The following is a 7,039-nucleotide window of genomic DNA, read 5'->3' as shown; positions in this document are numbered from 1 at the left end:
GCCCCGCTCCGCCTCCAGCGGCCGCTCCCGCCGCCACGCGCCGGCGCCGATCGAGGCCGAGCCGCTGCTCACCACCGGCCAGCGCCGCTGGGTGCTGTCCTTCCTGGCCGGCGGCGTCGCGCTGGGGCTGACCCCGGCGCTGGTGGCGCCGTCGGACGAAGGCTATTGGGTGGCCTTCGCCATCCTGCCCTGCCTGGTCATGCCGCTGGCCTGGTTCCTGGCCGGCGACCGGCCGGGCCGCCGGCTCGACGCCTGGCTGCTGCTCGGCAAAGGCTCCGGCGCCGCGCAGCTGCAGAATGTCGCGGCCCTCACCCCCGCCGCGCGCCGCGCGCTGGAGCAGGCGGCGCTGCCCGCGCTTCTCGGCGCGGTCAGCCGGGTGGCCGATGGCAAGCGGGCCGCGCTCGCGGCGCCGGCCCGCCGTCTGCTGGCCACGGCGCGCACGCGGCTGCAGGATCCGGCCGCCATCGCCCTGCTGATCGACCACCTGCCGGCCACCGTCGCCGCGCTGGAGGCCAGCCATGCCGGCGCCGGCCCGCTCGCCGCCGCCCTGGCCGAGGCGCTGGAACGGCCCGGCGCCGAGACCGCCACCGCGCTGGCCGCCGCCCTCGCCGCCGTCCCCGATCCCGCCGCCGGAGGCGCGCCATGAAGGACCAGCTCAGCGGCATCCGGCTCTACCTGGTCTGCGGCGCCATGGCCGCCTTCCTGGCCGGGCTGCTGCATGCGGTCGACCGCTGGGATGCGGCGGCCGACGACCGCGCCTATGTCGCCGCCGCCCGCCAGGCGCTGCAGGCGCCGCCGCCGAGCCGCGGCACCTGGGTCTGGATGCCGGCCGCCGGCGCACGGCTGCGCCCCGACATCGAGGCGCGGCTGGATGTCCAGTCGCGCATCGAGGCGCTGCGCGGAAGCTCCCCGACCGGCGGGTCGTCGGGCGACCGCAAGGCGGCTGCGCCATGAGCATGGCCGGCGTCTTCGCGCTGCTGGCGGCGGTGCTGCTCCTCCTCGGCTGGCGGCGCGCCCGCGGCGTGGCGCGCGGCGACTGGGTGCGCGACGCCGCGACCCGTCTGGTGATCACCACCGCGCCGAACAGCGACAGGCCGCAGCTGCGGCTGGAGCGCGGCGACGCCGTGGTCTTCGGCCCGGTCCCGGCGCTGTGGCAGGCCGATCCGGCGATGGCGGTCGCGCTGGGCAATCCCGAGCGGCTGGCCGGCCGCCCCGGCGGCGATGCCCCGGCCGGCGACTACCGCGTGCTGGGGGCGGCCGACCTGTCCGCCGCCCTGCCGGCGATCCGCGGCGCCTTCGGCGAGGCGGCGCTGATCCTGGGGCCCGAAGGCATCGCCGGGGGCGACGGCCGCCCGCTGCTGCTGCATGCCGTCCGGCGCGGCGACGGCGCCAGCCAGGGCGGCATCGCCCTGCCGCGCGAGCCGTTCCGGCAGCTGCTGGCGCAGCTCGGCGATCCGCGCGGGCTGCAGGTGCGGATCGAGCGGCGGCACATCCGCCGCGGCGGCTGGGGAGGCGGCGCGCGGCGGGGCTGAGGCGCCCTGTCGCATTTCGTGCCAAATTCCCGCCTTCCTCCGCGGCGAGAAACCCGGGATAGATCGGCCCAGCCGGGGAGTTCTTGTGCGCGGCCTGTTCTCGATACCGGGCCGCCTGCTGCTGCTGGCCAGCCTGCTGCTTCTGTCCGGCCTGCTGATGCCGCCGACCGCCGCGGCGCAACCGGCCGCCGATCCGCGCGCGGCCGAGGGCCAGGCGCAGCTCGCCCGCTGCGCCGCGGCCGATGCCGGGCAGAGCCTGTCGCTGGCCTTCTCCGGCCTGCCGGCCTTCGCCGCCGAGGTGCTGTCGCGCCACGCCATCCGCCCGCGCATCGACCGCGGCCGGGGCGAGCTGCGGATCGAGCTGCATCTGGACAATCTGCGCGCGCTCGCCACCCCCTCCGGCCCCGCCGCCACCACCTGGCTGCCGCCCCAGGCGGCGGCGCGGGTGATGCAGGATCGGCGCTCGCGCCTGGCCGCGCTGTGGCAGCTGGACGAGGCGACGGTGAAGGCCGCCGACCGCGCCTACGACATCCGCCAATCCGCCGAGGAGGCCGCTGCCGGCATCCCGCCGGTGCTGGCGGAGTCCGAGGTCGCCGGCAGCCTGCCCGACTACCGCGAGGTGGCGGTCTACACCGACACCTATACCGGCTTCGCCGCCCTGGTGCTGGAGGCGGCGCCGCGTCCCGGCCGCGCGCCGCACCGGATCTATGCGGTGGCCGGCACGCATGTCTTCCAGCACCGCGACTTCCGCAGCTGGGCCTCCGGCCTCACCTTCGGCCGCGCGCAGTTCTCTTCGACCGCCGCGCTGCGGATGCTGGCCGATGCCGCGCGCTATGCCGAAGGCCCGGCGGGGGGCGAGGTGGTCTTCACCGGCCAGAGCCAGGGCGGGCTGACCGCGCAGGGCCTCGGCTTTCTGCTGCAAAGCTATCTGGATGCCCGTGCCGCCCCGCATGCCCTGGTGCATGTCGTCTCCTGGGGCGCCGTCGGCGCCGAGGAAGTCTTCCTCCGTTCCATCGAAGGGCTGCGTGCCGGCGAGGGTCGCGGCTTTTCCGGAAGCCTGGAGACGCATTGGGCGGCGACCGAGCCGGGCTATGCCGAGGCCGCGGGTTTCTGGTCGGTCATCGCCGAAAGCTGGCGCGCCATCCCGCCGGGGTCCGAGAGGGCATGGATCCGGGCCCGGATGGCGGGCGCCCGGGTGCTGGGCTATTTTTTCGACATCGACCTCTTCGCCCGCGCCGGCACCTTCCCCGGCGTGACGCTGGCCTTCCCCACCGCGCTGATCCTGCCCGAGGCCTGCGACACCACCGTCGCCGAGGCCGTCATCGGACTGCAGCCCGGCGCCTTCGGGGTGCGGCTGGAATCGCATTTCCTGCAGGGCTACCGCCGGGCGGTCGCGCGCGGCGCCATCGCCCTGGCCCGGCCGGCGGTGCCGGCGAAATGGGAATGGGTGGGCGCGCTGGCGCCACCGCTGGAGGCGCTCGGCTATCTCTGGCTGGAGACGCTGTATTTCGACGGCGTCGCCTCCGGCGCGCGGCACTGGCAGCAATGCCAGGCGGCGCCGCGCTGGATGACGCCGGCCAACCGCTCCTGCCGCGCGGCGTTCTGGGAAGGCTGCGCCCCGGATCCCGGCGCCCACCGCTGGTGCCTGGTGCGCGAGGGGGGGCCGGGCCCCAGCCCGATGCGCTAGAACCGCCGCCGCGGTGGAACCTGCCGCGCCGGCCCGGGTTACCTGAGGGTTCCCAGCAGAGGGCTTGCAGCATGAGCGACGACGAGAAGACCCAGACCCCGCCGCAGGGGGAGAAGGCGCCGACCAAGCCCGTCGACGAGAAGGCCCAGGCCGACGCCGCGAAGGAGCGCGAGAAGACCGGCGGCTACCAGTAGCCCGCGGTCGGATTCCGGGGAGGCGCGGTCCCGGTCGCGCCTTGCCCTCGGCCCCATCCGCTGATCGCCGCCTTTGCTAGAACAGTCTGTTTGCGCCTGGCGCCCCGCGTGGCATGACCAGACTAAATTCGGCGGGCAGGCTTGCAGCCGCAAAATGCCACGCCAAGCTTCCGGGTGACGCGCCGCTTCCGGCGCCAGCCTCCCCGGAGAAATCTCCCCCATGTCCCCCTCGCCCCGCGGGCAGCTGCATCTGGGCGCCTTCATGCGCCCGACCACCATCCACACCGGCGCCTGGCGCTATCCCGGCGCCTGGCCCGACGCCAACTTCAACTTTGCCCACCTGAAGCGGCTGGCCCGGACGCTGGAGCGCGGCTGCTTCGACGCCTTCTTCATGGCCGACCATCTGGCCGTGCTGAACATGCCGGTCGAGGCGCTGCAGCGCAGCCACACGGTCACTTCCTTCGACCCGCTGACCCTGCTGCCGGCGCTGGCCGCGGTGACCGAGCGGATCGGGCTGATCGCGACGGCCTCGACCACCTTCAACGACCCCTATCATGTCGCCCGCAAATTCGCCTCGCTCGACCACATCTCGGAAGGGCGGGCGGGGTGGAACATCGTCACCACCTCCAACCCCGACGCCGCGCTGAATTTCGGCCTCGAGGCGCATGTCGAGCATGGCGAGCGCTACAAGCGCGGCCGTGAATTCTATGAGGTGGTCACGGGTCTTTGGGACTCCTGGGCCGACGACGCCTTTCTGCGCAACGTTGAGACCGGGCAGTTCTTCGACCCTGCCAAGCTGCACGTGTTGAACCACAAGGGCCCCGAATTCTCCGTGCGCGGCCCGCTGAACATCGCCCGCCCGGTGCAGGGCTGGCCGGTGATCGTGCAGGCCGGCGCCTCGGAGGCCGGGCGCCAGCTGGCCGCCGAGACCGCCGAGGTCATTTTCGCCGCCACTCCGACGCTCGCCGACGGTCAGCGCTTCCGCGCCGACATGCATGCGCGCCTGGCCAAGGCGGGGCGCGAGGCTGATTCCCTGAAGATCCTGCCCGGCGCCTTCGTTGTCGTCGGCGACAGCCTGGAGGAGGCGGAGGAGAAACGCCGGACGCTGGACAGCCTGGTGCATTACCAGAGCGGGCTGGCCTCGCTGTCGATCGCGCTGGGCCATGACGCCAGCGGCTTCGACCCCGACGGGCCGCTGCCGGAGATCCCGCCGACCAATGCCAGCCAGAGCAGCCGCGAGCGCGTCATTGCCCTGGCCGCGAGGGAAAACCTGACGGTGCGCCAGCTGGCCCAGCGCCTGGGCGGCTATGGCGGGCTGGCGATGGTGGGGACGCCCGTCATGATCGCCGACCAGATGCAGCAATGGCTGGAGGAAGGCGGCAGCGACGGCTTCAACATCATGTTCTCGCACCTGCCCGAGGGGCTCGACGATTTCGTGGGCAAGGTGGTGCCGGAGCTGCAGCGCCGCGGCCTGTTCCGCAAGCAGTATGCCGGCACCACGCTGCGCGACCATCTGGGGCTGCAGCGGCCGGCGAACCGCTTCTTCGCGTAAGGCTACTTTCGCACCGCGATCACCGCCGCCCCCAGCAGCAGCAGGGCGGCGGCGGCCTGGTCGAGGCCCAGCGGCTCGTCATAGGCGAGCCGCCCCAGCAGCAGCGCAACCACCGGCGAGACGAAGGCGTAGAGCCCGGCCTTCGACGCCCCCCAGTTGCGCATCAGCCGCAGATAGATGGTGTAGGCGGTGAAGGTGCCGAAGATCACCATGAACAGCAGGCTGGCCAGCGGCAGCGGCTCGGCCAGGGTGGCGAAGTCGGCGGGCGTCACCGGCTCCAGCGCCGCCGAGACCAGCGACAGGCCGACGGCGCCGACCACCGCCTGGGCGCCGGTCAGCTGGAAGGGCGTCACCCCCTGCTGCAGCAGCGGCCGCGACAGCACAGAGCCCAGGCAATAGCTGAAGGTGCCGGCCAGGATGGCGAGGATGCCCAGCATCTCCATGCCCCCGCCGGCGATCGCCGCATCCTGGCGGAACAGCACGGCGAGCCCCGCCAGCCCCAGAACCAGCGCCGCCGGATGCCGCCATGTGAGCCGCGCCTCGCCGCGGAGGAGCTCCAGCGCATAGAGGCCGATCGCCACCATCGGCAGGTTGACCAGCCCGGCGACGCCCGAGGCCACGTGCTGCATGCCCCAGAGCAGCGTCGCATAGGTCCCCGTGTTGACCAGCGTGCCCGTCAGCCAGAGCCGCGCTGCCCCCGGCCCGGCCAGCAGCCGCGCGACGCCCGGCACCAGCGCCAGCAGCAGCCCGCCCACCAGCACATAGCGGCAGGCGGCGAAGAAGACCGGCGGCACGGCGTTGATGCCGGCCTTGGCGGCGATCCAGGTGCTGCCCCAGACCAGGCTCATCACCAGGAAGAGCAGGAGGTCCAGGCGCGCCGGGCCGGCATTGGGACTCTGGCAGGCGGTGGTGGCGGACATGGCCGGTGCCTTGCGGTTCGTCACGGACAAAACCACGAATACCCGTTACGGTTCCCCGGGTCACCCTGGTTCGCGAGTCGGAAGGAGGCGCCATGACCCGGACCATCGCCAGCCTCAACCTGCGCGGCGGCCATCCGGTGCTGGACCTGGCCAATACCATCGCCGCCCGCCGCGGCGGCGAGGAGGAGGATGTCCTGCGCGCCCCCGCCGACCTGCTGGCCTGGGCCGGCCGCGCCGGCGCCGCGGAGGGCGGTTCTCTGGTCGCCCTGCGGCAGGGCTTCGCGGAGCGGCCCGCCGCGGCCCGGGCGGCGCTGCTGGCTGCCCGCGACCTGCGGGAGGCGGTGTTCCGCATCTTCTCCACGCTCGGCCGCGGCGCCGAGCCCGCCGCCATCGACCTGGCGCTCGTCGAAGGCCTGGCCAACCGGGCGCAGCGCCGCCTGCGCCGGCTGCCCACCGGCTTTGCCTGGGACTGGTCCGCCGATCCCGACCCCATGGCGCTGGTCCATCGCTTGGCGCATCAGGCGGCCGAGCTGCTGATCGATCCACGCCTGCCGCGGGTGCGCGAATGCCCGGGGCATCATTGCGGCTGGCTGTTCCTCGACACCAGCCGCGGCGGCCAGCGCCGCTGGTGCGCCGAGGCGGATTGCGGCGTGCTCGACCGCGTCCGCCGCCTGCGCGCCCGCCGTTCGGCCGGCTGAACCGCTCACATCCCGCGGAGCCTGGCCTGGGCCGATTGCGCCTCCCGCAATTTCGGCGGACAGACGAAGCCACGAGGGGAAGGATGGCGGGCGCGATGCGGAACAGTCTGATGGCCAGCGCGGCGATGCTGCTGGCGCTGGCGGCGGGCAGCCAGGCCCGGGCGCAGATCGCCTGCGACCGCGCCACCACGCCGATCGACCGCACCATCTGTGCCACCCCCGACCTGCTGGAGCGCGACCGCGTGTTGGTCGAGGCCTTCCGCGGCGCGACCGCCCGCGGCGACGCCACGGCGCTGCGCCAGGACCAGCGCGGCTGGCTGTCGCGCCGCGCGCGCGACTGCGGCAGCCGCCGTGGCGCCGTGCTGGAAGCCTGCCTGCGCGCCGCCTTCGACGAGCGTATCGCCGCGCTGAACGCCCAGGCCGCAGCCCCTGCCCCGTCCGCCGCCGCGCCCACGC

At 74.1% G+C, this 7,039-nt stretch carries 9 protein-coding genes; 8 read left to right on the top strand and 1 reads right to left on the bottom strand.

From position 1 onward, the window contains the following. From BKE38_RS32455 to BKE38_RS26235, 6 genes are all read left to right on the top strand, one after another. A partial coding sequence (locus BKE38_RS32455; protein ID WP_207553679.1) for a hypothetical protein occupies positions 1–646 on the top strand: 646 nt, incomplete at its 5' end. After that, entirely contained in the window at positions 643–954 is a 312-nt protein-coding gene (locus tag BKE38_RS26250; RefSeq protein ID WP_076960155.1) for a hypothetical protein, read from the top strand. The genes BKE38_RS32455 and BKE38_RS26250, both read left to right, overlap by 4 nt. Further along, positions 951–1,532 (top strand): hypothetical protein, encoded by a 582-nt coding sequence (locus BKE38_RS26245; RefSeq protein WP_076960154.1) that lies wholly within the window; start codon positions 951–953, stop codon positions 1,530–1,532. The genes BKE38_RS26250 and BKE38_RS26245 overlap by 4 nt, the downstream gene beginning before the upstream one ends. Positions 1,533–1,617: 85 nt before the next feature. Continuing rightward, positions 1,618–3,219, top strand: a complete 1,602-nt coding sequence (locus tag BKE38_RS32450; RefSeq protein WP_076960153.1) for a hypothetical protein — start codon at positions 1,618–1,620, stop codon at positions 3,217–3,219. A gap of 71 nt (positions 3,220–3,290) precedes the next feature. Beyond that, the gene (locus tag BKE38_RS33715) at positions 3,291–3,413 is read left to right on the top strand and encodes a hypothetical protein (RefSeq protein WP_278247651.1); all 123 of its coding nucleotides are present in this window, start codon (positions 3,291–3,293) and stop codon (positions 3,411–3,413) included. 220 nt (positions 3,414–3,633) lie between these two features. After that, positions 3,634–4,965 carry an LLM class flavin-dependent oxidoreductase gene (locus tag BKE38_RS26235; RefSeq protein WP_076960152.1) on the top strand — a complete coding sequence of 444 codons (1,332 nt, stop codon included), beginning with the start codon at positions 3,634–3,636 and terminating at the stop codon, positions 4,963–4,965. Positions 4,966–4,967: 2 nt separating this feature from the next. Here the strand turns inward: BKE38_RS26235 and BKE38_RS26230 are convergent, their stop codons facing one another. Then, positions 4,968–5,885: a DMT family transporter gene (locus tag BKE38_RS26230; RefSeq protein ID WP_076960151.1), complete on the bottom strand. Its 918-nt coding sequence runs from the start codon at positions 5,883–5,885 to the stop codon at positions 4,968–4,970. 92 nt (positions 5,886–5,977) lie between these two features. On the opposite strand from BKE38_RS26230, the gene BKE38_RS26225 reads away from it, so the two are divergent. Continuing rightward, positions 5,978–6,583, top strand: coding sequence for a CGNR zinc finger domain-containing protein (locus BKE38_RS26225; RefSeq protein WP_076960150.1), 606 nt, complete (start codon positions 5,978–5,980; stop codon positions 6,581–6,583). 95 nt (positions 6,584–6,678) lie between these two features. Further along, positions 6,679–7,039, top strand: a 361-nt coding sequence (locus BKE38_RS26220; RefSeq protein WP_131829736.1) for a lysozyme inhibitor LprI family protein, incomplete at its 3' end; no start/stop codon positions are given.

Source organism: Teichococcus deserti (assembly GCF_001982615.1).
Classification (GTDB): domain Bacteria; phylum Pseudomonadota; class Alphaproteobacteria; order Acetobacterales; family Acetobacteraceae; genus Pseudoroseomonas; species Pseudoroseomonas deserti.
This window is presented reverse-complemented; position numbering and strand designations above follow the sequence as displayed.

Coding starts and splice junctions, on each gene's coding strand:
- BKE38_RS26250 (WP_076960155.1), top strand. CDS start 643: ATGAAGGACCAGCTCAGCGGCATCCGGCTCTACCTGGTCTGCGGCGCC.
- BKE38_RS26245 (WP_076960154.1), top strand. CDS start 951: ATGAGCATGGCCGGCGTCTTCGCGCTGCTGGCGGCGGTGCTGCTCCTC.
- BKE38_RS33715 (WP_278247651.1), top strand. CDS start 3,291: ATGAGCGACGACGAGAAGACCCAGACCCCGCCGCAGGGGGAGAAGGCG.
- BKE38_RS26235 (WP_076960152.1), top strand. CDS start 3,634: ATGTCCCCCTCGCCCCGCGGGCAGCTGCATCTGGGCGCCTTCATGCGC.
- BKE38_RS26230 (WP_076960151.1), bottom strand. CDS start 5,885: ATGTCCGCCACCACCGCCTGCCAGAGTCCCAATGCCGGCCCGGCGCGC.
- BKE38_RS26225 (WP_076960150.1), top strand. CDS start 5,978: ATGACCCGGACCATCGCCAGCCTCAACCTGCGCGGCGGCCATCCGGTG.